The following is a 23,942-nucleotide window of genomic DNA, read 5'->3' on the forward strand; positions in this document are numbered from 1 at the left end:
GTTAAACGAACTGTTCGCGCGTCAAACGCTCTTCCAATCCGTGGCCGGGATCAAACAACAGTCGGTGACGCACCGCTGTTTCGCTGCGGATTTCCACCGACACCACCTCGCGCACCGATTCCCGGCGGCTGTCGGCATCGGCGATTACCGGCCGCTTTTCCGGTTCAAGCACGTCAATCCGCACGGTCGCGCCCTTTGGCAACAGCGCGCCGCGCCACCGCCGGGGGCGAAAGGCCGCCATCGCCGTCAGCGCCAAAACATCGGCACCAATGGGCAGGATCGGGCCGTGGGCGGAATAGTTATAGGCGGTCGATCCTGCGGGCGTGGCCACCAATGCGCCATCGCACACCAATTCCGGCATCCGCTCACGGCCATCGACACAAATGCGCAGTTTCGCGGCCTGAGGCCCGGCGCGCAACAGGGACACTTCGTTGATTGCCAGCGCGTGATGGGCTGTTCCATCCTTGGACAGGGCCGTCATGGCCAAGGGGTTTATCACCTCTTCCTCGGCGGCGGCCAGACGTTCCAGCAGATCGTCTTCGGAATATTCGTTCATCAAAAACCCGATCGTGCCACGGTTCATTCCGTACACCGGCACATCCATGTCGCGGTGCCCATGCAGGGTTTGCAACATAAATCCATCGCCCCCCAACGCCACGATCACATCGGCCTGTTCCGGCGGCACGGTGCCGTACAGTTCGGTCAGCCGCGCAAGCGCCTCTTCGGCCAAGGGGGCGGTGCTGGCCGCAAAGGCAATCGCTTGCATGGTTTGTTCCTTTTCAACGCTGGGCCACGTTGGCGCGCAAGGGCAGGAAACACAAGTCACCCATCGGCACCTTTCGCGCGCCTTGGCGGCCCTTTGCGACGTTTTACAGGCTTTCTTGGCTGCCCGTCCTGGCCTATACGGCCCCTGAGCCATGTTTCAGCCTTAGGAGTTGCCCGATGAACGCCCCGCAAAAAGATAACGGTTTTTTCACCGAAGACCTCGCCACCCGCGACGCCGAAATTTTTAGCGCCATCGGCAAAGAACTGCATCGCCAACAGACCGAGATCGAATTGATCGCATCCGAAAACATCGTGTCGCGCGCGGTGATGCAGGCGCAAGGGTCAATCATGACCAACAAATACGCCGAAGGATACCCCGGGCGGCGGTATTACGGCGGCTGTGAATTTGTGGATATTGCCGAAGACCTGGCCATTTCGCGCGCCTGTGAATTGTTTGGATGCAGCTTTGCCAACGTACAGCCCAATTCAGGATCGCAAGCCAACCAGGGCGTGTTTACCGCGCTGTTACAGCCGGGCGATACGATTTTGGGTATGTCTTTGGATGCGGGCGGGCACCTGACCCATGGCGCGCGGCCCAACCAATCGGGCAAATGGTTCAACGCCATTCAATACGGGGTACGCCGCGATACGTTGGAATTGGATTATGATCAGGTCGAAACCCTGGCCAAAGAGCATCAGCCAAAGATGATCATCGCCGGTGGGTCGGCGATTCCGCGCCAGGTTGATTTTGCGCGGATGCGCGAAATTGCCGATATGGTGGGCGCCTATCTGTTGGTGGATATGGCGCATTTTGCCGGATTGGTGGCGGCGGGCGAACATCCTTCGCCGTTTCCCCATGCCCATGTGGCCACAACAACCACCCATAAAACCCTGCGTGGCCCGCGCGGTGGCATGATTTTAACCAATGACGAAGCCTTGGCGAAAAAGTTCAACTCGGCGATTTTTCCGGGCATTCAGGGCGGGCCGTTGATGCATGTGATCGCCGGTAAGGCCGTGGCCTTTGGCGAGGCGCTGCGCCCTGAGTTCAAACAGTATCAACAACAGGTTATCGCCAACGCCCAAGCGTTGGGCGCGCAGTTGATCAAGGGTGGTCTGGACATCGTGACCGGCGGCACCGACACCCATCTGGTGCTGGTCGATCTGCGCCCCAAAGGGGTGAAAGGCAACGCCACGGAAAAGGCATTGGGCCGCGCCAATATCACCTGTAACAAAAATGGCATCCCCTTTGACGACGAAAAACCAACCGTGACCAGCGGCATCCGCCTCGGCTCACCTGCGGGTACGACGCGGGGGTTTGGCGTGCCGGAATTCACCCGGATTGCCGATTGGATTGTCGAGGTTGTCGATGGTTTGGCCGCCCATGGCGAAGACGGAAATGCAGCGATCGAAGCCAAGGTAAAAGCCGAGGTCGAAGCGCTTTGCGCCCAATTCCCGATCTATCCCGGTTTGTGAGGCGTCTGGGGGGCTTCGGCCCCCCTTACAAAAATCCGCGCCACACCAACACGGCAATAACCGCCGCGCAAATCGCCAGAAAATTGAACGCATTGGCCGTGATCAGGCCCAGTGCATAACGGATAAACCGCTCTGATCCGTCGATCTGTTCCAGAAACCTTTTGCAATCGCGATAGGCCAGTTTTTGCGCGGTCGGATCAATCATTCGCATCAGTTTTGGATGTTTGGAAAATTCCGCCGCTTGGGCCAGGGTTTCGGCCTCGCGTCGAATGCGGCGCGGCAACAGGCGACCGGCCTTTTTCACTTTGTTCTCAAGGCCCCGCCCACCAATACCCAGACGCGCGCCGATCAAATCGGCAATCTCTTGTGCTTGTTGCTGTGGTGTCATGGCACCCCTCCGGTTAATGAGGGGATTAACGGGGCTTGGGAGTTTGCTCAAGTATTTTAGGGTTCGAGGCTGGGATATGCTGAATATTATCACACATGGGGACGAAACAGACCGCCCCACGCTTTTGATTGTACACGGTCTTTTTGGCTCAGCGCGCAATTGGGGGGTAATTGCCAAACGCCTGTCCGACACGCGCCAGGTTGTCACCGTTGATCTGCGCAACCATGGAGAATCGTTTTGGGATGCATCCCATTCCTATCGCGATCTTGCCGATGATCTGGCCACGGTTATCACATCACCTTGCGATGTTCTGGGCCATTCCATGGGGGGAAAGGCCGCGATGGTGCTGGCCCTGACGCGGCCTGACCTGGTGAACCGGTTGATCGTGGCTGACATTTCGCCGGTCACATACGCACATTCGCAAATGCACCTGATCAAGGCGATGGCGGCGCTGGATCTCACCGGCGTGACCCGCCGCGCCGAGGCCGACGCCGCCCTGACACCGTCCATTACCGATGCAGGCGTGCGGGCATTTTTGCTGCAATCCCTGGATGTGGTGCACGGAAAATGGCGGTTGAACCTGAACACGCTGGCCAATCAAATGGATGAAATCATCGGGTTTCCCGATATATCGGCGCAGTATCCGGATGAAACGCTGTTTCTGAGCGGCGCAGAGTCACATTATGTTCTGCCCGAACACCGCGACAAGATTCGCGCCCTGTTTCCCCGGGCGCGGTTTGCCAAGATACCGGGTGCGGGCCACTGGCTTCATGCCGAAAAACCCCGCGAATTCGAGGCGGCCGTGCGCGCGTTTCTGGAGCGGAGCTGAATCGCTCTGCACCCAATTGCGCCTGGCCACCTGAAGCGCGGCGAAATCAGCTATCCATTTTCAAGGCGTTGATGAACGCCTGCTGAGGAATTTCCACTTTCCCGAACTGGCGCATCTTCTTCTTGCCCGCCTTTTGTTTGTCGAGCAGCTTGCGTTTGCGCGATGCGTCGCCGCCGTAACATTTGGCGGTCACATCCTTGCGCATGGCGGCAAGGGTTTCGCGGGCAATGACGCGGCCCCCGATGGCGGCCTGAATCGGGATTTTGAACATGTGGCGGGGGATCAGCTCTTTCAGCTTTTCACACATGGCGCGGCCCCGCATTTCGGCGCGATCCCGGTGTACCATCATCGACAGGGCATCGACCGGTTCATCGTTGACCAGAACGCTCATTTTAACCAAGGCATCTTCGCGATAGCCCAGCATCTGATAATCAAAGCTGGCGTAACCTTTTGTTACCGATTTCAGGCGATCATAGAAATCGAACACAACTTCGTTAAGCGGAAGGTCATACACCACCATCGCCCGCGACCCGGCATAGGTCAGATCCAACTGAATGCCGCGCCTATCCTGGCACAGTTTCAGAACATCGCCCAGATACTCATCAGGCACCAGAATCGTAGCCTTGATTCGCGGTTCTTCGATGTGATCAATGCCTGCGGGGTCGGGCATGTCGGCGGGGTTGTGCAGTTCCTGTTCGGACCCGTCGCGCATGAAAATCTTGTAAACCACCGACGGCGCGGTGGTGATCAGCTCAATGTTATATTCCCGTTCGATCCGGTCGCGGATCACCTCAAGGTGCAGCAGCCCCAGGAACCCACAGCGAAACCCAAAGCCAAGTGCGGCCGAGGTTTCCATTTCAAAGGTGAAAGAGGCGTCGTTCAGCGCAAGTTTTTCAATGGCATCGCGCATGTCTTCGAAATCGGCCGCATCCACAGGAAACAGGCCACAGAACACAACCGGAATCGACGGTTTGAACCCCGGAAGCGCGCTTTCACATCCCTTACGTTCGTGGGTGATCGTATCACCAACACGGGTATCACGCACCTGTTTGATCTGCGCGTTCAGATAGCCAATTTCGCCCGGCCCAAGTTCGGCAAATTCTTCCATCTTGGGACGAAATACCCCAACGTTATCAACGCTGTATAGGCCGCCGGTTTTCATCATCCGGATTTTATCGCCCTTTTTGATCACGCCGTCGATCACCCGGATAATCACCACGACGCCCAAGTAGGCATCATAATAACTGTCAACCAGCATCGCCTTGAGTGGCGCGTCGCGGTCGCCCTTGGGGGCCGGAAGGCGTTTGACGATCGCCTCAAGCACGTCAGGGATGCCAAGGCCGGTTTTGGCACTGATCTGAATGGCGTCAGAGGCATCAATGCCGATCACATCTTCGATCTGTTCCGACACCCGCGCAATATCGGCGGCGGGCAGGTCAACCTTGTTCAACACCGGGACAATTTCATGATCGGCATCAATGGCCTGGTACACATTGGCCAGAGTCTGCGCCTCAACCCCCTGCGAGGCATCAACCACCAACAGCGAACCTTCGACCGCGCGCATGGAGCGCGACACCTCATAGCCGAAATCGACGTGGCCGGGCGTATCGATCAGGTTCAGCGTATAGGTTTCGCCATCTTGCGCCGGATATTCGATGCGCACGGTATTGGCCTTGATCGTGATACCCCGCTCGCGTTCGATATCCATGGCGTCAAGCAGCTGTTCCTTCATATCCCGCGCGGCCACAGTGCCGGTGAGTTGGATCAGCCGGTCGGCCAGGGTGGATTTCCCGTGGTCGATATGGGCGACAATGGAGAAGTTGCGAATATTGGACAGCTTTGTCATCGGGATACGGACCTATGGCGAATTACGTCACCGGGAATGGCGTGAAAGCGGGTAATTTGCAAGGGCAATAGGGCGCGCGCGGCATTCGCGCACCCAGCTTTCGTTCACAACACGGCCCGACAGTCGGGGCTGCGGGGTGCGGCTCAGCCCCCCATCGCCCAGGGCCCGTGATAATCCTTGCCATCGCGGTCCGTGCGCTCAAACCCGTGGGCGCCAAAGAAATCGCGCTGACCCTGGATCATGTTGGCGGTGCTGCGCGCGGTGCGCATCATGTCAAACCAGGTGACAGCCGCCGAAAGGGCCGGCACGGCCAGACCATGGGACAGCGCGGTGGCGACGGTGGTGCGCAGGGCGGGCATGTGTTGCTCTACCAGATCATGAAAGAACGGCGCGAAAATCAGATTGTCATCGGGCGCGGATTCAAGGGCCGAGGCCATATCATTCAACATCGAACTGCGGATGATGCAGCCTTCGCGCCAGACGCGCGCCACCTCGGGCATGGGCAGGCCCCAATCGTAATGGGCCGACGCGGCGTGCAGCAAATCGAACCCTTGGGCATAACACATGATCTTGCCCGCGATCATCGCCCCTTCCAGCGTATCGTCCGACAGCGTCCCTTCGGGCAATAACAGCGGTGCGGCGCCAAAACTGTCCTGACCGCGCTGGCGCTGTTGCAGCCGCGCCGATGTATTGCGCGCACATACCGCGGCCTCGATCACCGGAATCGGTGCGCCCAGATGCTGTGCCTCGATCACGGTCCAGCGGCCGGTGCCTTTTTGGCCCGCTTTGTCCAGAATGATATCCAACATCGGCTTGCCGGTCTCCGGGTCGGTGGCGGTGGCCACCTTGCCCGATATTTCAACCAGATAGGATTGCAGCGGGCCTTCGTTCCATTTGGCGAATGTCGCGCCGATGCGGGCGGCATCGCGGCCCATCCCATCGCGGAAAATACCATAGGTTTCGGCGATCATCTGCATATCGGCGTATTCGATGCCGTTGTGCACCGCCTTAACGAAATGGCCCGCGCCGCCGGTGCCCATCCAGGTGGCACAGGGCGTATCACCGTATTTTGCCGCAATCGATTCCAGCACATTCGCCACCCGATCCCAATGATCGCGCGGCCCGCCGCCCATGATGCTGGGCCCATGGCGCGCGCCCTCTTCGCCGCCCGACACGCCCATGCCGATGAACGGCACGCCCGCCGCTTCGGCCTCTTGCGCGCGGCGGTTGGTGTCGTGGAAATTGGCATTGCCCGCATCAATGATCAGATCGTCATCGTTCAACAAAGGGCGCAGGGCGGCGATCACCTTGTCGACCGGCGCACCGGCATCCACCATCAGAATGATCGCGCGCGGCGTTGCCAGGGATTGCACGAAGCCTTCCAAACTGTCGGCCGGCGTCAGACGGTCGGCCAGGGCCGGTTCATTGGCGCGGGTGTGGGCGATGAAATCATCGGTCTTGGATGTGGTGCGGTTGTAAACCGCCAGCGGTTCGGCATTTTCAGCAATGTTCAAGGCCAGGGCGCGGCCCATTGTTCCCAGGCCGATCAGGCCGATGCGAGGGTGTGTCATGGTTTTTGTGCCCCTTGGCGGTTGAGTGTGATTGAATAAAGGCTGGTCGTGGCAGTGATGAAGAGCTGATGTTTCGCATGGCCCCCGAAACAGATGTTCGAAACGATTTCGGGCACCGGAATGTGGCCCAGCAACGTCCCGTCCGGGGCATAACAATACACGCCATCCCCCGCCGAGGTCCAGAAGTTGCCATCGGTATCACAGCGGATTCCATCGGACGCGCCCACCGGCACCTTGCAAAACACATCGCCACCACTCAGCGTGCCATCGCCGGTCACGGTATAGGCGCGCACATTTTGCACATCGTCGGTGTACATCCGGCCCGTGTCAGCCACGTAAAGCCGGGTTTCATCGGGCGAAAAACACAACCCGTTCGGCGCGTTGATACCCGGTGTCGCAACCCGCCGAATGCCGCTTTCATCGACCCGGTACACCGAGAGCGGCTGCTGCGCCGTAGCGGCATAGCCTTCGTAATTGGTCATGATGCCATAATGGGGATCGGAAAACCAAATGCTGCCATCGGATTTCACCACCACATCATTGGGTGAATTCAGCGGCTTCCCTTCATAACTGTCGGCGATCACGGTGATCGTGCCATCATGTTCGGTGCGCGTCACCCGCCGCGCCCCGTGTTCGCATGACACCAACCGGCCCAGCCCATCCCGGGTGTGGCCATTGGCGTAATTGGACGGCGCCCGATAGGTGGTGATGCCACTTTCACGGGTCCAGCGCAGGATCCTGTTATTGGGAATATCGGAAAACAACAGGCAATCCGCATCGCCAAACCAGACCGGGCCTTCGGTCCAGTCAAATCCGGTGGCCAGCTTTTTCAATGGCGCGTTGAACATGACAAAACGTTCAAAACGGGGATCGTGTGCGGTGTAAAAAGTCATGATGTCCCTCTGCTCTGGTCGGATCTGGCAGCAGTTGTTAGGTATGGGGCCAAGTTTGATAAATCATGGATGGATATACAATGGTCTTTACCGAAACAACGACACGCCTGACCCACGCCGGCGCAATCGAGATGGTCACAGCCGCCATCGCCAAGGCCGAAGAGATCGGCCAACCCCAGTGTATCGTTGTCGTTGATGCCAGCGGTGAAACAATCGCCGAATTGCGGATGAGCGGGGCGAAATACCTGTCGTTGAAATCGGCCCGTACCAAGGCGCGCACAGCCGCCAGCAACCGCACGCCCAGCGCCAACATCCCCGAAGCGATCCGTGTTGGCATTGTCGGGGCCACGCAAAACCACGTCACCGCCCTGCCCGGTGGCTTGCCCATCGTCATCGCCGACGAATGCATCGGCGGAATCGGCATCGGCTCGGGCTCGGGCGATCAGGATATCGCGGTGGCGAATGCCGCCCTGGCGGCAATTGGCGCGACGGAATTTTAAAACAGCGTCAGTCAAAGGCGATCTGCACCTTCATCGCTTGGGTGCGGTCGCCGGCCAGATCGAACGCTGTTACCGCTTCGGTCAGGGGCAGGGTTTGGGTGATCAACGGTTGCACCTTGATCAGCCCCTTTTGCATCAGCGCCACGCCGGTGTGAAATTCCGAATGAAACCGGAAACTGCCGATCCAGTTCAGCTCTTTCGCGGTCATCGCCTGTAATGGCAGGGTCATATCCCCGCCCAAACCCAATTGCATGATCACGCCGCCCGGCTTCATCGCAGGCACCGCCGCGGCCAAGGCGGGGGGTGATCCGCTGCATTCAAAGCAGATGTCAAACTGGCCCTTTTCAGCGTGCCAGGGGTGCAACGCGTCTGGATTGGTTTTCATGTTCAGGGTTTGATCGGCACCGTTGGCCGCCGCGACACCCAAGGTAAAATCCGACAGATCGGTGGCCACGATGGTTTCTGCCCCGGCCCGGCGCGCCGCCAGAATGGTCAGCACGCCAATCGGGCCACAGCCGGTGACCAACACCCGTTTGCCCAACATCCCGCCCACCCGGCGCACCGCATGCAGAGACACGGCCAAGGGTTCGGCCATTGCCGCCTCGCCCGCTGTCAAACCATCGGCCACTGCGCATTGGCTGGCCTCGGCAATCAAGGTTTCGCGAAACGCGCCCTGAATATGGGGAAACGGCATGGCCGAGCCGTAAAACCGCATGTTGAGGCAGTGATTATGCGCGCCCTCATGGCAAAACCGGCAGTCATAACAGGGACGCGAGGGCGAAACCGCCACCAATTGCCCCTCTGCCAGCCCGCTCACACCTTCACCCAGGCTCTCAATATATCCCGACACCTCATGGCCCAGGATCATCGGCTCACGCAGCCGCACCGCGCCAAACCCACCGTGGTTGTAATAATGCAGATCCGATCCACAAATCCCGCCCGCCGCCATGCGCAGACGCACCTGCCCGGGCCCCGGCGCGCCGGTTTCGGTATGCTCGATGCGCAAATCCTTTGCGCCATGGGCGACGATGGCTTGAACTGTGGTCATGGGGCCTCGGGCGATTGATTGACAGGCAGTGTTAACGTTATCATAAAAGCCGGGACACAGGATTGTCGAGATCAAATAAGGAGGATCGCCCATGGCGCAGGGCATGGAATTGTTCGCATTGCATGGTAAACGGGCGCTGGTGACCGGATCATCCCAAGGGATCGGGTTTGCCCTTGCGCGCGGTCTGGCCGCTGCCGGGGCCGAAGTGGTTTTGAACGGGCGGGACGTGGCCAAGATGAACGCCGCCGCCGATACATTGCGCGGTGAGGGGGCAATCGTGCACACCTTGGCGTTCGATGTGACCGACGCCGCCGCGGTGGCATCGGCCATTGACGGGTTTGAGGCCGAAACCGGCCCGATCGACATTCTGATCAACAACGCCGGAATGCAGCACCGCACCCCGTTAGAGGATTTTCCTGCCGACGCTTTTGAACGCCTGATGAAAACCAACGTAACTTCGGTTTTTCTGGTTGGTCAGGCCGTGGCGCGGCACATGATCAAACGCGGCGCTGGCAAGATCGTCAACATCGCATCGGTGCAAACCGCGCTCGCCCGCCCCGGCATCGCCCCCTATACGGCAACCAAGGGCGCGGTTGCCAACCTGACCAAAGGCATGGCCACCGATTGGGCCAAACACGGGTTGCAATGCAACGCCATCGCGCCGGGCTATTTCGACACGCCGCTGAATGCCGCCTTGGTGGCCGACCCCGAATTTACGACCTGGCTGGAAAAACGCACGCCTGCCGGGCGCTGGGGCCAGGTGGATGAATTGGTCGGGGCCTGTGTGTTTTTATCGGGGCCTGCGTCCAGTTTCGTGAATGGCCACACGTTGTTCGTGGACGGTGGGATCACCGCGTCTTTGTAAGCGGCGGATTTGGATATTTTTAGCAAGAAAAAACCAATGGCCGGTGGCAGGCCGGGCCTGTGGTTTTTGGCTTAGATCAGTTTTCCATCGCTGAGGCGCAATGTGCGATCCATCCGTGCGGCCAGTTCCAGATTGTGGGTGGCGATCACTGCCGACAGGCCCGTGGTGCGCACCAGATCCATCAGGGCGGCGAACACCGCATCGGATGTAGTGGGGTCAAGGTTGCCGGTCGGCTCATCCGCCAACAACAGTTTTGGCCCATTGGCCAAGGCGCGGCACACGGCCACACGCTGCTGTTCGCCCCCCGACAGGGCGCTGGGCCGGTGGCTGGCCCGGTGGCCAACGCCGACCTTTTGCAGCAGATCGGTGGCGCGGGTTGCCGCCGCCGCGCTGTCAACGCCATTGGCCAGTTGCGGCAGGGTGATGTTTTCCAACGCGCTGAATTCGGGCAACAGATGATGGAACTGATAGACAAAGCCGATGTCGCCCCGGCGCGCAGCGGTGCGGCGACGATCCGACAGGCCGGTCATGTCTTGCCCTCCCAGCACCACACGCCCGGCATCCGGCGTATCAAGCAGCCCCGCGATATGCAGCAGCGTTGATTTGCCCGCCCCTGAAGGCGCGATCACCGCCACAACCTCACCCCGCGCGACGGTCAGGTTGATGCCACTCAGCACCTGAACCGCATTGGCGGCACCTTTGTTATAGGTCTTTTCGATCCCGTCGAGGACCAGCACCGGATCACTCATATCGCAATGCCTCAACCGGGTTCATCCGCGCCGCGCGACGGGCGGGAAAAATGGTGACGATAAAGGACAGGCCCAGCGACAGCGCCACCGCCGACATCACATCGTCAAACTCCAACTTGGCCGGCAAGGCATAAATGCCCCGGATCGACGGATCCCAGACGCCGCCACCCGACACATAGTTGACCAAGGAAAAAATTGGATCAATCCAGATGGCAAACGCCACGCCCAGTATCACGCCCAGCCCGGTGCCGATGATGCCAGTAAACGCGCCACAGATGAAAAACACGCGCAAAACGCTGCCTTCGGTCAATCCGATGGTGCGTAAAATCCCGATATCGCGGCCCTTGTTTTTGACCAACATGATCAGGCCCGACACAATGTTCATCGCCGCGATCAGAACCAGAATCGACAGGATAATGAACATCACATTGTCTTCGATATCGAGCGCGCGCAGAAAGCTGCCCGAGGCATCGCGCCAGGTCCAGATCATCGCCAGATCACCGCCCGCCTGCAACAGCGGCAGGGTCAGTTGATCGATCTGCTCGGGCTGTTCCACCATCACCTCAAGCTCATCAGCCACGCCTTCGCGGTTGAAATACGCCTGGGCCTCGGTGAACGGCATGTAAACGCGCGTGCGGTCAATATCATATCGCCCGGCGGTGAAAATATACACCACGTCATAATTGCTGACCCGGGGCGAGGTGCCAAAAGCGGTTTTCACACCGTTGGGCGAAATCAGAGTGATCTTATCGCCCAAAACCAGGCCCAATTCGCGCGCGACACCGCTGCCGATGGCGACACCGTTGGGAAAATCGCCGATGTTGCCGATGGCATCCAGCGGATCGGATATGCGCGGGATGGTTTGCAGATCGGCGGGGGCGATGCCAAACACCTCAACCCCCGATGTGGCCGAGCGGTGCGAGGCCATCACCTGCCCTTTGATCAAAGGCGCAACACGGGTCACGCCATCGACCGCGCGCACCCGGTCGGCCATTTCCAGATAATCGGGGATGGTGCGGGTTGTCTGGCCGTTTTCATTGACGCGCAGGGTGGAATAGACCGTCACATGGGCGTTGGCCCCCAGGATGGTATCGACGAATTCTTCGCGAAATCCGCTGCGCACCGCGAGGGTGGCAATCAGGGCGAACACCGCCAGTGTAATCCCGATCAGCGAAATCCAGGTCATCACGCTGACGCCGCCCTCGGCCCGCTTGGCGCGCAAATAGCGCCAGGCGATCATCCATTCAAACCGGGCAAACGGGGCGGTGCGACCTGTCACAATATCAACCCTTTCTTGGGGCCTCAGGCGGATTTGCCATAGATTTCGGCAATCCGGGCCACGGCCGCCTCGGGCGACACTTCTTCGCTTTCCCCACTGCGGCGCGAGGTCAGTTCAACCATGCCGTTTTTCAATCCGCGCGGCCCGACAGTGATGCGCCAGGGCAGGCCGATCAGATCCATAGTGGCGAATTTACCCCCTGCCCGTTCGTCGCGGTCATCATACAGAGGCTCAAGCCCCAGATTGGTGAGCGCGGCATAGAGGGTTTCGCAGGCGGCATCTGTCGCGCTGTCGCCTTGGCGCAGGTTGACGATACCGGCGTGAAACGGGGTCACGCCTTCGGGCCAGATGATGCCTTTGTCGTCATGGCTGGCCTCGATGATTGCACCCAACAGGCGCGAAACGCCAATGCCGTGGCTGCCCATATGCACTGGCACCTTGTTGCCTTTGCCATCATCGACCATCGCGCCCAAGGCTTCGGAATATTTGGTACCGAAGTAAAAGATCTGCCCCACTTCGATGCCGCGCGCACTGCGGCGCCGCGCCTCGGGGATTTTTTCAAACTCCGCTTCATCGTGGGTTTCATCGGTACGGGCATAACGGGCGGTGAATTCTTCCATCACGGCGGCGCATTGTTCAACATTGTCATAATCAATGTCACGCTCACCAAATGTCAGATCGGTGATTTCGCTGTCATAGAACACTTCGGATTCGCCGGTTTCGGCCAGCACCAGAAATTCATGGGTGTCATCGCCGCCAATCGGGCCGGAATCCGCGCGCATGGGAATCGCCTGAAGGCCCAGCCGTTCGTAGGTGCGCAGATAAGTAACCAGATGGCGGTTATAGGCGTGCAGCGCGTCCTCTTTGGTCAGATCAAAGTTGTACCCGTCCTTCATCAGAAATTCGCGCCCCCGCATCACGCCAAACCGGGGGCGGATTTCATCGCGGAACTTCCACTGGATATGATAAAGGGTCAGGGGCAAGTCTTTGTAACTGCCCACGGCCCCTTTGAAAATGTCGGTGATCATTTCTTCGTTGGTCGGACCATACAACATGTCACGCCCGTGCCGGTCGGTAATGCGCAGCATTTCGGGGCCATAGGCATCATAGCGCCCGGATTCGCGCCACAAATCGGCACTTTGCAGGGTGGGCATCAACATCGGGATGTGGCCTGCGCGCTGCTGTTCTTCGTGAACGATGTTTTCGATGTTTTTCAACACCTTATATCCCAGAGGCAACCACGAGTAAATGCCCGCGCTGGCCTGTTTTATCATCCCGGCGCGCAGCATCAGGCGGTGCGATACGATTTGCGCCTCGGATGGCGTTTCTTTCAGGACGGGCAGAAAATAGCGGGACAGGCGCATGTGGGGAAACCCTGGTATGATATGACGTTGTCGGGTGGTTTAGACGGGGTGCGGCGGGCAAGCAAGGCGCAGAGCGGTGTTTCGCCCCATAACGGGTATAGGATTGCCCCTGCGCAATGGGTGAAAAGTATTGTGGGCATACGGAAATCCATTGGTACCGCCCGCAGGGTTTACAAACGCGGCAGCCCACCAAACGCAAATGGGGAAGATTGCGGGATGCGATCTTCCCCAAAATTGCGGCCACATCCGGGGACAGACGCACCACCTTTGCCCATTTGCGCACGGGACAGCGCACATCGGACCATGGCGGACAACCGGGCGACCTAATGGATGGCCACGCCGATTGTCCGGGTGTTCCAAGGGATAATTCCCCGCTCACGAAACAACATAATTGTGACGCAACGTCAGGCAAAATGAAAGTAAGGGAATCCTTACCTTGGGTCGAATGCCGCGCTGCTGCATTGCGGCGCGGCGCGCGCTGCTCTTGCGCAGGCCTGTTGGATCGGCGACAACCCCTCATCAATCAATAGGAGAGGCCCATGGCCCTGCCAGTGCACCAACAGGTCAAATACTGGGGCATCGCAACGGCGGTGTTTCTGATTTTATTGTGGTGGTTGGGTGATGTGATTCTGCCCTTTGTTCTGGGCGGGGCCATTGCATATATGCTGGACCCGATCGCAGATCGGTTGCAACGCTGGGGCATGAGCCGGGTTTGGGCCACGGTTGTCATCACCATCGTCGGATTGCTGTTTTTCGTGGTTCTGGCGCTGGCGGTTATTCCCACACTGGTCAATCAGGCGGCGGGGCTGGTCGAATCGGCGCCGAAAATCGCCAACAATCTGCAAACTTTTCTGACCGAGCGGTTTCCCAGCATCATGGACGAAGGATCGGTCGTGCGCCGTTCTCTGGTCAGCATTGGCGAAACCATCCAAAGCCGCGGCGGTGAGGTAATGAACGGGCTGCTGTCATCGGTCAGTGGCATCGTCAACGTTTTGGTGTTGTTTGTGATCGTGCCGGTGGTGGCGTTTTACCTGCTGCTGGATTGGGACAACATGATCGCCAAGATCGACAAACTGATCCCGCGCGATCATGTGGCCACCGTGCGCCAGATTGCCCGCGACATCGATGCCACATTGGCCGGGTTCATCCGCGGTCAGGGAACAGTATGCCTGATCCTTGGGGTCTATTACGCGGGGGCGCTGGCGCTGGTCGGGTTGAACTTTGGTTTGGTCATCGGGGCAATTGCCGGGTTTTTGACGTTTATCCCCTATGTCGGGGCCGTGGTCGGCGGTGCGCTGGCCATCGGTCTGGCGCTGTTTCAGTTCTGGGGCGAATGGGTCTGGATTTTGGCTGTGGCCGCGATCTTTTTCTCGGGGCAATTCGCCGAGGGCAACATCCTGACTCCGAAACTGGTGGGTGAATCTGTGGGGCTGCACCCTGTGTGGCTGATCTTTGCGCTGTCGGCCTTTGGCGCGCTGTTTGGATTTGTCGGCCTGTTGGTGGCGGTGCCGGTTGCGGCGTCACTGGGTGTGGTTATCCGCTATGCCCTGAAGCAATACAAACACAGCCTGCTGTACAGTGGGCTTGACCGGAACCAAGAAAAATAATCATGGCGCAACAACTGACATTTGATTTGCCCAGCGTGCCGGCCCTGGGGCGCGAAGATTTCTTCATCTCGCCCGCAAATGCGCTGGCGGTGGCCGCATTGGACAACTGGCGCGCCTGGCCGATGCGCAAACTGGCCCTGTCTGGCCCGTCGGGGGCGGGCAAAACCCATATGGCCCATGTGTTTGCCGCCGCCACCGGCGCGCCAATCCTGCACGCACGCGATGTGATCGGCGCCGATCTGCCCGCCCTGGCCCCCGGCCCGCTGGTGGTGGAAGACATTCCAACCATCGCCGGTCAGCCCGACGCCGAGCGGGCGCTGTTTCACCTGCACAATCTGTCACAGGCCGAAGGCGGCACATTGCTGTTTACCGCTGTTTCGCCGCCCACCCGCTGGCCGCTGACCCTGCCGGATCTGGCCAGCCGGATGCAGGCCTGCGATGTCGCCCAGATCGAGCCGCCAGACGACAATCTGTTGGCCGCCGTGATTGCCAAGATGTTTGCCGACCGGCAGTTGAATGTGGATGCCGATGTGATCACCTATCTCACCTTGCGGATGGATCGTTCGTTCGCCGCGGCGCGCGATGTGGTGACGCGGCTTGATGCGATGTCTCTGACCGAAAAACGCCCGATCACCAAACACCTGGCGGCGCGCGCGCTGGACAAGGGGCCATTGTCGGGCGCATGATCCGGTACGTCTCCGTTACAACGATGGATCAAACAGCCGCCCATGAGCATCACAGATTTCCTCTCTGCCCCGTTTCCCGATGCCACCGATCTGCCTGACGTCGATCTGACCGGGCCGGGGCGGTTTTTCAACCGCGAATTGTCTTGGCTGGCCTTCAACTGGCGCGTGCTTGAGGAAGCCGACAACACCAAGGTTCCATTGCTTGAACGGCTGCGGTTTCTGTCAATTTCCGCCACCAATCTGGATGAATTTTACACGGTTCGCGTGGCCGGATTGCGCGAATTGGCCCAGGCGGGCAATACCACCCCCGCCGCTGACGGGTTATCCCCCGCCGAACAACTGGTTTTGATCAACGCCGGGGCGCGCGCGCTGCTTGATCATCAACAGCAGACCTATCAAACCCTGTTGGGCCTGATGGAGGAAGAAGGCATCAGCCTGCTCACCCGCGACCGGCTGAGCGAGCAAGACACCGAGTTTCTTGAGCATTTCTTCCTGACCCAGGTGTTCCCGATACTCTCGCCACTGGCGATTGATCCGGCGCATCCGTTTCCGTTCATTTCCAACACCGGCTATTCGCTGGCGCTGCAACTTGAGCGGCGCGCCGACAAACGCAAATTGCGCGCCTTGCTGCCCATTCCCAACCAGATTGATCGTTTCGTGCGCCTGCCCGCCCCCGAAGGCAAAGCGCGGTTTTTACCGTTGGAAGAATTACTGTTGTTGCACATCGGCTCGCTTTATCCGGGCTATGCCGAAAAGGGATCCTGCGGGTTTCGGGTGCTGCGCGACAGCGATCTTGAGGTTGAGGACGAGGCCGAAGATCTGGTGCGCGAATTTGAGGTGGCGTTGAAACGCCGCCGACGGGGCGAAGTGGTGCGCCTGACCATTTCCACCGGCGCGCCGGCCGGTTTGCGCCGGGTGATCATGGAAGAATTGCCCGTGGTCGAAGATGAGGTGATCGAACTGGACGGAATGATCGGCATGACCGATCTGAAAGAACTGGTGCTGGACGAACGGCCCGATCTTCTTTGGCCCAGTTTCACGCCGCGCATTCCCGAACGGGTGCAGGACCACGATGGCGATATGTTCGCCGCGATCCGACAAAAAGATATGCTGTTGCACCACCCTTATGAAACCTTTGATATGGTGGTGCGGTTTCTGGCCCAGGCGGCGAATGACCCCGATGTGGTGGCAATCAAACAAACCTTGTACCGCACATCGCGCAACTCGCCCATCGTTGCCGCCCTGTGCGAAGCGGCGGAACAGGGCAAATCCGTCACCGCCCTTGTGGAACTGAAAGCGCGGTTCGACGAGGCAGCGAATATTCAGCAATCGCGCCATCTGGAACGCTCGGGCGCGCATGTGGTGTATGGGTTCCTGAATTACAAAACCCACGCCAAGATTTCCACAGTGGTGCGGCGCGAAGGCGATCAACTGGTCACCTATACCCATTACGGCACCGGCAATTACCACCCGATCACCGCGCGCATTTACACCGATCTGTCGTTCTTCACCTGCGATCCGGCCCTAGGGCGCGATGCAACCCGTGTGTTCAATTACCTGTCGGGATATGCGGTGCCGGACCGGTTGGAAAATCTGGCGATTTCGCCGCTGACCCTCAAGGATCGCTTGATCGAAATGATCGGACACGAGGCCGATCTGGCCCGCGCCGGAAAACCCGCCACGATCTGGGCGAAAATGAATGCCGTGGTCGATTCTGATGTGATTGACGCGCTTTATGCGGCCAGCCAGGCGGGGGTGAAGATTTCGCTGGTGGTCCGGGGCATTTGCGGTCTGCGCCCCGGTGTTACGGGGCTCAGCGAAAACATACGGGTCAAATCCATTGTCGGACGGTTTTTGGAACATTCCCGCATCGTGTGTTTCGGCAATGGCGCCGAATTGCCCAGCAAAAAGGCCCGCGTGTTCATTTCATCGGCTGATTGGATGGGCCGCAATCTGGTGCGCCGGGTCGAAACATTGGTTGAATGCACCAACCCCACCGTCAAGGCGCAAATCGTCAGTCAGGTGATGGCGGCCAACATGGCCGACACGGCGCAAAGCTGGATCTTGGCGGCCGATGGCACCTATGCCCGGGGCACGGGCGATGGCCCCCTGTTCAGCTGCCACCGGTTCTTTATGGAAAATCCATCGCTTTCGGGGCGTGGATCGGCCGGGGCCGCAGACGTGCCCGAATTGACCCATTCCGAAGACTGAACCTGTCGCCACGTTAGGGTTTTGCAGGATCGTGGTGTATTATTCCACCCGATTTCGCGTTTTACGGCGCGTCCGGCGGATTGACCCGACCTGCGTGGCGGGGCAGTGTCCCATCGGGACGCGGCAGAAATAAGGGGCCATGATGCAAGACACCACAGAAGACTGGGGGCCATTTGGCCGGCCTTTGTTCGAAGACCCGACCGCGCGCGCGCTCAGCCGGGTCGGGGTTGTCGATGTGGGGTCAAACTCGGTTCGGATGGTGGTGTTTGACGGTGCGGCCCGTTCCCCGGCGTATTTTTTCAACGAAAAGGTCATGGCGGGTTTGGGCGCAGGATTCGCCGAAACCGGGCGTCTGAACCCTGAAGGGCGCGTTCGCGCCTTGGCCGCGTTGGTGCGTTTTCAACGCTTGGCCGAAGGCATGAACGCCACGCCCCTGACCGTGGTCGCCACCGCCGCCGTGCGCGAGGCCGAAGATGGCCCCGAATTCCGCGCCGAGGTCGAAGAAAAAACCGGGTTGAAAACCTGGGTCGTGGATGGCCGCGAAGAGGCACGATTGTCGGCCCAGGGCGTGATGCTGGGATGGCCGGGGGCCTATGGGTTGGTGTGTGACATTGGCGGCTCGTCCATGGAATTGGCGCAGATTTCCGAAGGCCGCGTCGGCAAACGGGTGTCGTCGGCGCTGGGGCCGTTGCGCCTTCAGGGGATCAAGGGTGGGCAAAAGGCGGTCAAGGCCGAGATCGCCAAAACCGTTGACGCGCTGCTGGAAGAAATCGGCACCGACAACAAACGCCTGTTTCTGGTCGGCGGCAGCTGGCGCGCCATTGCCCGTCTGGACATGGAGCGGCGCGGCTATCCCCTGCATGTGCAGCACGAATACCGGATGACACCCCAGGGCATTCAGGACACGGTGAAATTCATCGCCGATCATACCCCCGAACAAATGCGCGCCATGACCGGCATTGGCGAGGCACGGATGGCGCTGGTGCCGTTGGCCTCGCTGGTTCTCAGACAGGTGGTGCGCAAATTCAAACCCCGCGATATCGCGATTTCCAGCTATGGTATCCGCGAGGGGCTGTTGTATGAACAAATGCCCCAACGTCTGCGCGATCGCGACCCATTGATCGAGGCCTGTCGATGGGCCGAACAAAAAGACGCGCGTTTTCCGGGGTTTGGCCGCGCGTTATATCAATTTCTGTTGCCGCTGTTCAAAAACGACGGGGAAAAAAGGCTGCGCATCATCCGCGCGGCCTGTTTGCTGCATGATGTCAGTTGGCGCGCCCACCCCGATTACCGCCATGAGGCGTGTTTTGACAATGCCACCCGCGCCAATCTGGGCGGGCTGACCCATTCGGAACGGGTGTTCATGGGGCTGGCCCTGCTGCACCGCTATAAAAATTCGCGCAGCGGCAGCCGGCTTGAGGCCACAGTGGCGCTGTTGGACGAAAAAGAAATCAAGCAGGCCGAAATTTTAGGCCGCGCCATGCGGTTCGGTGCGATGTTTTCAGCAGAAAAACCCGGCAGTCTGGGTGAGTTACGCTGGTTTCCGAAGAAAAAGCTGTTGGAATTATGGCTCACCCGCCACGCCGAGGAATTGTTCGGCGAGGTCGCGCAATCGCGGTTTCAATCGCTGGTCAGCGCACTGGGGGCGGAAAGTAACGTGAAACGTTTGCGTGGCACGCCCGAGGGCTAAAGATCAATCTGCGGCAAATCGATCAGGGGCTCATCGGGTTCTGGCGCTTCTGAATCGGGCAATTTGGGGGTTTTGCGCCGCAGGATGATATCGCCGTTCGGCAAAACCTCGGGCGGTTCATATTCATCTAGATCCTTGATGGTCAGGCCTTTCCAGTTCAGTTCTTGTAACTGGCGGGCAAAATCGCGCATTGCGGGCTCAATCTCGTCCAACAGCCCGCGAAACAACTCGCGCGCCCCTTCGTTCAGCTTTTCCGCGCCCTCCTCCACCGAATTCTCGGAGGATTGAGCGGCGACAGGCCCAGCCAAACTGGCGGCCAAAAGAAGCATGGCAATCTGTTTCATGTTATTCATATAGCGCATCATCCCGCCGATTTTAAGGGCCGTCCGGTAAATCGAGCGTGACCGGAAAATGATCGGACGCATCCAGCAACGCCTGGCAAAGCTGCGTCTGCCCACACAGCAGCGGATCGCGCAAAGGGTGCCAAATGCGCCATTGCGGCCCCCGCGCGGCCAGATCGGGTGACACCAGAATGAAATCCAGCAGCGTTTCAAACCACCGCTCTTCGGTTTGGTGCCAAAACCGCGCCGAGGTTGCGCCGGGCATATCAACATGCGGATCGTAAAGCTGCACGCCCCGCCCTTCGCCGCGCACGATTTCCACGCCCGACCGGCCGAACAACCGTTCATATTCATCCAAACCAGGGCCGTCATTGAAATCCCCCATGACAATCAACGGATCCCCCGCCGCAAGATGTCCCTCGACCCGGTGGCGCAGCCAGATACACTGGGCCAACTGCTTGCGCCGGTTTTCAATGGCAATGCGCGTGGCATCCTTGGCCGATGTCGCACCGTGCGGGGCCTTTGATTTCGCATGCACCCCGATCAGGCGCAGGGTATGGCGCGCGGAATCCAAAATCACCTCTAACGGCGGTTTTGACCAGCGCACATGTTCCGGCGCACTATCGGTATCCAGATCAATGTGAAACACATCGTCAAACCTTGGATCGTCGCGCGCACCGATCGCGCCCATGGGCAGGCCGCCGGGATCGTGGCAAACCTCAATCAGATCAGGGTCATAAAGCAGCGCGATTTCCTGCTGCGTGTCATTGGCAAACCCGATCAATGCCGCGCGCGCGCGCAGGTTGAACGCCCGGGCAAATGTTTCCAACGCCCGGGTGCCATCGCGCCCCCGGCTGGTATCTGGCGCCTCAATCACCATCACCGCATCGGCATCCAGCGCCTGAAACACTGCGCCGATGGCGGCAATCTGGCGTTCGCGGGTAATGCCCCATCGCGCCGACCACGCGTCATCGCAAAGAAGGCTGCCATCATCGGCAAACAAGGCGTTGAACCACTCAACGTTATACGTGGCGAGCCTCACGCCAAAGTAACCCGCCCTTTCGGCGTCTCGAACGTGGCACGCAGGCCGGGCGTGGGCCCGATGGCAATGCTCACCGGTCCGTCCATATCGGGGAAATGCGCCGCCAACGCCGCCCCTTCGGGATGCACCACCTCAAGCGCGATCAAACGGCATCCCACATCGGGCAACCGCGGCGCCGGATGCGCGCCTCCATGCCACTGGATCAGCGCGGGGGCGACCCCATCATAAGGCAACACACCACTGGCGGGCACCGCCATCGACCATGTCAAATCACCGCGCTGCAATTCCACAACCTCACCCGTGCCTTCGGGCGCGGCGGCCAGCCCCGCACGCAGGTCATCACAGGCTACAATCCAGTTGCTCAGCCGCGGCAACCCAACAAACCGATCCAAATCAAACCAACGTGGCCGCCCCGGATCACGCCCTGCAGGATCAATCGCAATCACCTCAAGATACAGATCCGGCCCCAGCGACAGCAGCCGGTTGTGCGTGCCCATGGCACCGTGCGCCCCGCCCGGCGCCATTGTAACCCCAAACGCCGCCTCGACAAAGGCAACGCCGTCTTCCAAAACCGTTGCCGCAATGGCCAGATGGTCCAGCTTCATGGGCACCCTCATTTCTGTTTCCAAAATATCCCGGGGTCTGGGGCAGCGCCCCAGTCTGTTCTATCAGTCCCGCGCCGCACGAATGAGTGAGAGAATATCCTTGGCCGCGGCGGGAATATTCGTTCCCGGCCCGAATATCGCCTTTACCCCGGCATCATACAAGAATTGGTAATCCTGCTGCGGGATAACGCCGCCACAGATCACCAGGATTTCCCCCGCGCCCGCCGCCTCCAGTGCCGCAACCAATTTTGGCGCAAGGGTCTTGTGACCCGCCGCTTGCGATGAAATGCCGATCACATGGACATCGTTATCCACCGCATCCTGCGCCGCCTCTTCCGGCGTTTGAAACAGGGGCCCAACATCGACGTCAAAGCCGATATCGGCAAATGCTGTGGCAATCACTTTCGCGCCCCGGTCATGGCCATCCTGGCCCATTTTCACCACCAACATGCGCGGGCGGCGGCCTTCTTCTTCGGCAAAGGCTTCGACATCCGCCTGAATTGCGGCAAATCCGGCGTCGCCCTCATAGGCCGCGCCGTACACACCGGCCAGGGTTTTCACCTCGGCGCGGTGCCGCCCGAATGCTTTTTCCAACGCCATGCTGATTTCTCCTACGGTGGCGCGGGCGCGGGCGGCTTCTACCGCCAGAGCCAGCAGATTTCCGGTTTTGTCGCGCGCGCCGGTTTCCAAGGCGCTCAGCGCGCGGTCACATGCCGCCTGATCGCGGCTGGCCCGGATACGTTCCAGGCGCGCCAGCTGACTGGTGCGCACACCGGCGTTGTCGATGCTGCGCACATCCAGGTGGTCTTCCTGCTCCAGACGGAATTTGTTAACCCCGACGATCACCTCATCACCCCGGTCAATCGCCGCCTGCTTTTTCGCCGCTGCCTCTTCGATGCGTAGCTTGGGCATGCCGCTGGCCACGGCCTTGGTCATGCCGCCCATTTCATCAATTTCGGTGATCAGTTTTTCGGCCTCGGCAATCAGATCAGCGGTCAGTTTTTCAACGTAATACGACCCCGCCAACGGATCGACCACATTGGTCACCCCGGTTTCATTCTGCAAAATCAACTGGGTATTGCGCGCAATCCGCGATGAGAAATCGGTGGGCAGCGCGATCGCCTCGTCAAAACTGTTCGTGTGCAGCGATTGCGTGCCGCCCAGAACCGCGCTCATCGCCTCGTACGCAGTGCGCACGATGTTGTTGTAAGGGTCTTGCGCCGCCAGGGACACGCCCGAGGTCTGGCAATGGGTGCGCAACACGCTTGATCCGGGCTTTTTCGGTTCAAACTCCTGCATGATCTTGTGCCACAGGAACCGCGCCGCGCGCAGCTTTGCCGCCTCCATAAAGAAATTCATCCCGATGGCGAAAAAGAACGACAGGCGACCGGCAAAGGCATCCACATCCATGCCGGCCGCAACGGCGGTGCGCACGTATTCCTTGCCATCGGCCAAGGTGAAGGCAAGCTCCTGAACCAGGTTCGCGCCGGCCTCTTGCATGTGATAGCCGCTGATCGAAATCGAATTGAACCGCGGCATTTCGCGCGCGGTATAATCGATAATATCGGCCACGATCCGCATCGACGGTTCGGGCGGATAAATATACGTGTTGCGCACCATGAATTCTTTAAGAATGTCATTTTGGATCGTGCCTGACAATTTCGCACGGTCCACGCCCTGTTCTTCGCCCGCCACAATGAACGAGGCCAGAACCGGGATCACCGCGCCATTCATCGTCATCGACACGGAAATCTCATCCAGCGGGATGCCATCGAACAGAATTTTCATATCCTCGACTGAATCAATGGCGACACCGGCCTTGCCCACGTCGCCCTCGACCCGTTCGTGATCGGAATCATACCCCCGGTGGGTGGCCAGATCAAAGGCCACCGATACCCCCTGTTGCCCCGCATCCAGGGCGCGGCGGTAAAAGGCATTGCTTTCTTCGGCAGTGGAAAAACCGGCGTATTGGCGAATGGTCCAGGGGCGGCCAGCATACATGGTGGCCTTTGGGCCACGGGTATAGGGCGCGGCACCCGGCATTGCGCCCATATGCGCCAACCCATCGGCATCGCCCGGGCCATAGACCGGTTGCACGGCGATGCCTTCGGCGGTGTTCCAGGTCAGGTCGTCAAGAGGGCGGCCTCTCAGCTCGCGTTCTGCCGTTGCTTTCCAATCGCTCATCTCACA

The 23,942-nt window shown here is 59.5% G+C and carries 21 protein-coding genes; 8 read left to right on the forward strand and 13 right to left on the reverse strand.

Features of this window, described 5'->3' with window-relative positions:
• Window position 1: 1 nt before the first annotated feature.
• Window positions 2–766, reverse strand: coding sequence for an NAD kinase (locus tag C8265_RS03400; protein ID WP_108482598.1), 765 nt, complete (start codon window positions 764–766; stop codon window positions 2–4).
• Window positions 767–942: 176 nt separating this feature from the next.
• On the opposite strand from C8265_RS03400, the gene glyA reads away from it, so the two are divergent.
• Window positions 943–2,238 carry a serine hydroxymethyltransferase gene (gene glyA, locus C8265_RS03405; RefSeq protein WP_108482599.1) on the forward strand — a complete coding sequence of 432 codons (1,296 nt, stop codon included), beginning with the start codon at window positions 943–945 and terminating at the stop codon, window positions 2,236–2,238.
• 25 nt (window positions 2,239–2,263) lie between these two features.
• On the opposite strand, the gene C8265_RS03410 is transcribed toward glyA, so the two are convergent.
• Window positions 2,264–2,626, reverse strand: a complete 363-nt coding sequence (locus tag C8265_RS03410) for a hypothetical protein (RefSeq protein WP_108482600.1) — start codon at window positions 2,624–2,626, stop codon at window positions 2,264–2,266.
• Window positions 2,627–2,702: 76 nt separating this feature from the next.
• Here C8265_RS03410 and C8265_RS03415 point away from each other — a divergent pair, with 76 nt between their 5' ends.
• Window positions 2,703–3,455: an alpha/beta fold hydrolase gene (locus tag C8265_RS03415; RefSeq protein WP_108482601.1), complete on the forward strand. Its 753-nt coding sequence runs from the start codon at window positions 2,703–2,705 to the stop codon at window positions 3,453–3,455.
• Between the two features lie 46 nt (window positions 3,456–3,501).
• Here C8265_RS03415 and lepA read toward each other — a convergent pair whose 3' ends face one another.
• From lepA to C8265_RS03430, 3 genes are all read right to left on the reverse strand, one after another.
• Window positions 3,502–5,301: a translation elongation factor 4 gene (gene lepA, locus C8265_RS03420; protein ID WP_108482602.1), complete on the reverse strand. Its 1,800-nt coding sequence runs from the start codon at window positions 5,299–5,301 to the stop codon at window positions 3,502–3,504.
• A gap of 143 nt (window positions 5,302–5,444) precedes the next feature.
• Window positions 5,445–6,872 carry an NADP-dependent phosphogluconate dehydrogenase gene (gndA, locus tag C8265_RS03425; protein WP_108482603.1) on the reverse strand — a complete coding sequence of 476 codons (1,428 nt, stop codon included), beginning with the start codon at window positions 6,870–6,872 and terminating at the stop codon, window positions 5,445–5,447.
• Window positions 6,869–7,765, reverse strand: coding sequence for an SMP-30/gluconolactonase/LRE family protein (locus C8265_RS03430; RefSeq protein WP_108482604.1), 897 nt, complete (start codon window positions 7,763–7,765; stop codon window positions 6,869–6,871). Before C8265_RS03430 ends, gndA begins: the two co-directional genes overlap by 4 nt.
• A gap of 65 nt (window positions 7,766–7,830) precedes the next feature.
• Between C8265_RS03430 and C8265_RS03435 the strand changes: the two genes are divergently transcribed.
• Window positions 7,831–8,265 (forward strand): GlcG/HbpS family heme-binding protein, encoded by a 435-nt coding sequence (locus C8265_RS03435; RefSeq protein ID WP_240610960.1) that lies wholly within the window; start codon window positions 7,831–7,833, stop codon window positions 8,263–8,265.
• Window positions 8,266–8,272: 7 nt separating this feature from the next.
• Here C8265_RS03435 and C8265_RS03440 read toward each other — a convergent pair whose 3' ends face one another.
• Window positions 8,273–9,313: an L-idonate 5-dehydrogenase gene (locus C8265_RS03440; protein WP_108482949.1), complete on the reverse strand. Its 1,041-nt coding sequence runs from the start codon at window positions 9,311–9,313 to the stop codon at window positions 8,273–8,275.
• Window positions 9,314–9,416: 103 nt separating this feature from the next.
• Between C8265_RS03440 and C8265_RS03445 the strand changes: the two genes are divergently transcribed.
• Entirely contained in the window at window positions 9,417–10,178 is a 762-nt protein-coding gene (locus C8265_RS03445; protein ID WP_108482950.1) for an SDR family oxidoreductase, read from the forward strand.
• Between the two features lie 71 nt (window positions 10,179–10,249).
• Here C8265_RS03445 and C8265_RS03450 read toward each other — a convergent pair whose 3' ends face one another.
• From C8265_RS03450 to proS, 3 genes are all read right to left on the reverse strand, one after another.
• Window positions 10,250–10,927, reverse strand: coding sequence for an ABC transporter ATP-binding protein (locus C8265_RS03450; RefSeq protein WP_108482605.1), 678 nt, complete (start codon window positions 10,925–10,927; stop codon window positions 10,250–10,252).
• Window positions 10,920–12,167: a lipoprotein-releasing ABC transporter permease subunit gene (locus C8265_RS03455; RefSeq protein ID WP_108482951.1), complete on the reverse strand. Its 1,248-nt coding sequence runs from the start codon at window positions 12,165–12,167 to the stop codon at window positions 10,920–10,922. The genes C8265_RS03450 and C8265_RS03455 overlap by 8 nt, the downstream gene beginning before the upstream one ends.
• A gap of 62 nt (window positions 12,168–12,229) precedes the next feature.
• Entirely contained in the window at window positions 12,230–13,570 is a 1,341-nt protein-coding gene (gene proS, locus C8265_RS03460) for a proline--tRNA ligase (protein WP_108482606.1), read from the reverse strand.
• A 539-nt stretch (window positions 13,571–14,109) separates the two neighbouring features.
• On the opposite strand from proS, the gene C8265_RS03465 reads away from it, so the two are divergent.
• The 4 genes from C8265_RS03465 to C8265_RS03480 all read left to right on the forward strand — a co-directional run bounded on the left by C8265_RS03465 (window position 14,110) and on the right by C8265_RS03480 (window position 19,764).
• Window positions 14,110–15,177 (forward strand): AI-2E family transporter, encoded by a 1,068-nt coding sequence (locus tag C8265_RS03465; protein WP_108482607.1) that lies wholly within the window; start codon window positions 14,110–14,112, stop codon window positions 15,175–15,177.
• Between the two features lie 2 nt (window positions 15,178–15,179).
• Entirely contained in the window at window positions 15,180–15,863 is a 684-nt protein-coding gene (locus tag C8265_RS03470; RefSeq protein WP_108482608.1) for an HdaA/DnaA family protein, read from the forward strand.
• Between the two features lie 42 nt (window positions 15,864–15,905).
• Window positions 15,906–18,074: an RNA degradosome polyphosphate kinase gene (locus tag C8265_RS03475; protein ID WP_108482609.1), complete on the forward strand. Its 2,169-nt coding sequence runs from the start codon at window positions 15,906–15,908 to the stop codon at window positions 18,072–18,074.
• A 139-nt stretch (window positions 18,075–18,213) separates the two neighbouring features.
• A complete protein-coding gene (locus C8265_RS03480) occupies window positions 18,214–19,764 on the forward strand; it encodes a Ppx/GppA family phosphatase (RefSeq protein WP_108482610.1) in 1,551 nt (516 codons plus the stop codon).
• Here C8265_RS03480 and C8265_RS03485 read toward each other — a convergent pair.
• The 4 genes from C8265_RS03485 to scpA all read right to left on the reverse strand — a co-directional run bounded on the left by C8265_RS03485 (window position 19,761) and on the right by scpA (window position 23,936).
• Entirely contained in the window at window positions 19,761–20,189 is a 429-nt protein-coding gene (locus tag C8265_RS03485; protein ID WP_240610961.1) for an AAA+ family ATPase, read from the reverse strand. The genes C8265_RS03480 and C8265_RS03485 overlap by 4 nt on opposite strands.
• Entirely contained in the window at window positions 20,140–21,147 is a 1,008-nt protein-coding gene (locus C8265_RS03490) for an endonuclease/exonuclease/phosphatase family protein (RefSeq protein ID WP_108482611.1), read from the reverse strand. The genes C8265_RS03485 and C8265_RS03490 overlap by 50 nt, the downstream gene beginning before the upstream one ends.
• Entirely contained in the window at window positions 21,144–21,752 is a 609-nt protein-coding gene (locus tag C8265_RS03495) for a VOC family protein (RefSeq protein WP_108482612.1), read from the reverse strand. The genes C8265_RS03490 and C8265_RS03495 overlap by 4 nt, the downstream gene beginning before the upstream one ends.
• Before the next feature lie 63 nt (window positions 21,753–21,815).
• On the reverse strand, window positions 21,816–23,936 hold the full coding sequence (gene scpA / locus C8265_RS03500) for a methylmalonyl-CoA mutase (RefSeq protein ID WP_108482613.1): 2,121 nt from the start codon (window positions 23,934–23,936) through the stop codon (window positions 21,816–21,818).
• Window positions 23,937–23,942 lie beyond the last annotated feature (6 nt).

Origin of the sequence: Oceaniglobus ichthyenteri (genome assembly GCF_003057885.1) — a bacterium.
GTDB lineage: Bacteria > Pseudomonadota > Alphaproteobacteria > Rhodobacterales > Rhodobacteraceae > Oceaniglobus > Oceaniglobus ichthyenteri.

Excerpts from the sequence above, each read along its gene's own strand:
- C8265_RS03470 (WP_108482608.1), top strand. The coding sequence starts at position 15,180 with ATGGCGCAACAACTGACATTTGATTTGCCCAGCGTGCCGGCCCTGGGG.
- C8265_RS03400 (WP_108482598.1), bottom strand. The coding sequence starts at position 766 with ATGCAAGCGATTGCCTTTGCGGCCAGCACCGCCCCCTTGGCCGAAGAG.
- C8265_RS03480 (WP_108482610.1), top strand. The coding sequence starts at position 18,214 with ATGATGCAAGACACCACAGAAGACTGGGGGCCATTTGGCCGGCCTTTG.
- C8265_RS03445 (WP_108482950.1), top strand. The coding sequence starts at position 9,417 with ATGGAATTGTTCGCATTGCATGGTAAACGGGCGCTGGTGACCGGATCA.
- C8265_RS03435 (WP_240610960.1), top strand. The coding sequence starts at position 7,831 with ATGGATGGATATACAATGGTCTTTACCGAAACAACGACACGCCTGACC.
- C8265_RS03415 (WP_108482601.1), top strand. The coding sequence starts at position 2,703 with ATGCTGAATATTATCACACATGGGGACGAAACAGACCGCCCCACGCTT.
- C8265_RS03455 (WP_108482951.1), bottom strand. The coding sequence starts at position 12,167 with ATGATCGCCTGGCGCTATTTGCGCGCCAAGCGGGCCGAGGGCGGCGTC.
- C8265_RS03450 (WP_108482605.1), bottom strand. The coding sequence starts at position 10,927 with ATGAGTGATCCGGTGCTGGTCCTCGACGGGATCGAAAAGACCTATAAC.
- gndA (WP_108482603.1), bottom strand. The coding sequence starts at position 6,872 with ATGACACACCCTCGCATCGGCCTGATCGGCCTGGGAACAATGGGCCGC.
- glyA (WP_108482599.1), top strand. The coding sequence starts at position 943 with ATGAACGCCCCGCAAAAAGATAACGGTTTTTTCACCGAAGACCTCGCC.
- C8265_RS03485 (WP_240610961.1), bottom strand. The coding sequence starts at position 20,189 with ATGCGTCCGATCATTTTCCGGTCACGCTCGATTTACCGGACGGCCCTT.
- C8265_RS03465 (WP_108482607.1), top strand. The coding sequence starts at position 14,110 with ATGGCCCTGCCAGTGCACCAACAGGTCAAATACTGGGGCATCGCAACG.
- scpA (WP_108482613.1), bottom strand. The coding sequence starts at position 23,936 with ATGAGCGATTGGAAAGCAACGGCAGAACGCGAGCTGAGAGGCCGCCCT.
- C8265_RS03440 (WP_108482949.1), bottom strand. The coding sequence starts at position 9,313 with ATGACCACAGTTCAAGCCATCGTCGCCCATGGCGCAAAGGATTTGCGC.
- C8265_RS03410 (WP_108482600.1), bottom strand. The coding sequence starts at position 2,626 with ATGACACCACAGCAACAAGCACAAGAGATTGCCGATTTGATCGGCGCG.
- C8265_RS03475 (WP_108482609.1), top strand. The coding sequence starts at position 15,906 with ATGAGCATCACAGATTTCCTCTCTGCCCCGTTTCCCGATGCCACCGAT.
- lepA (WP_108482602.1), bottom strand. The coding sequence starts at position 5,301 with ATGACAAAGCTGTCCAATATTCGCAACTTCTCCATTGTCGCCCATATC.
- C8265_RS03430 (WP_108482604.1), bottom strand. The coding sequence starts at position 7,765 with ATGACTTTTTACACCGCACACGATCCCCGTTTTGAACGTTTTGTCATG.
- C8265_RS03495 (WP_108482612.1), bottom strand. The coding sequence starts at position 21,752 with ATGAAGCTGGACCATCTGGCCATTGCGGCAACGGTTTTGGAAGACGGC.
- proS (WP_108482606.1), bottom strand. The coding sequence starts at position 13,570 with ATGCGCCTGTCCCGCTATTTTCTGCCCGTCCTGAAAGAAACGCCATCC.